Origin of the sequence: Bacillus sp. AFS001701 (assembly GCF_002559405.1) — a bacterium.
GTDB lineage: Bacteria > Bacillota > Bacilli > Bacillales > Bacillaceae_G > Gottfriedia.
In genome coordinates, this window is sequence record NZ_NTZO01000447.1 from 1 (window position 1) to 683 (window position 683).

General features: G+C 28.8%; 1 protein-coding gene. It reads left to right on the forward strand.

Going from position 1 to position 683, the window contains the following annotated elements; all coding sequences use genetic code 11:
- Nucleotides 1–250 precede the first annotated feature (250 nt).
- The gene (locus CN514_RS26910) at nt 251–679 is read left to right on the forward strand and encodes a transposase (RefSeq protein WP_098234245.1); all 429 of its coding nucleotides are present in this window, start codon (nt 251–253) and stop codon (nt 677–679) included.
- Nucleotides 680–683 lie beyond the last annotated feature (4 nt).

Consider the following 683-nt stretch of genomic DNA (forward strand, 5'->3'; position numbering starts at 1 on the left):
ATTATAGCCTATAAAAAATGGATATACAAATTTCTACTAAAAGTAAATCGTTAGTAAACTAATAAGATTATTCAGATTATTCATTTTTTGAATCATTATCTAATGTCTTCCTGATTCTAACATGATATTAAGTGTAACAAGCATTTGATCATATTCATTTTTCATCCGTTCGATTTCAGCAATTTTTTGAGAAATCCATTCAATTACAGGTTATATTAGCCCAATCAAAAGTGGAACAGCTTTTGACACAATGTCCTATCGTGAATTTAGATATTATAATGAAACAGACAGATATATTTGCCCAAACAATAAGGAACTCCCATTTACTCATTTAAAGAATAGTAAAGGACAATATTCCAAAATCTATTCAGCAAAAGCCAAGGTGTGTAAAATTTGTCCATTTCGAGAAAAATGCTTCGTAAAAAGTTCAAGCAAAAGAACCATTGCACGACCAATCGCACATGAATTAACCGAAGCAAATCTAAAAAGATCAAAGACAGATAAATATAAACAAATTCAAAAACAAAGACGAGTTTGGTGTGAAGGTACTTTTGGGACGATGAAAACAAAACATAATTTATATAAAACTTATAAAAGGGGCATTCAAAAAATTCTTGAACAATACCTCTTTTCGGCGTTGGCATTGAATTTAAAAAGAATGATAAAAGTAATAAATTAAACAA

Excerpts from the sequence above, each read along its gene's own strand:
- CN514_RS26910 (WP_098234245.1), top strand. The coding sequence starts at position 251 with ATGTCCTATCGTGAATTTAGATATTATAATGAAACAGACAGATATATT.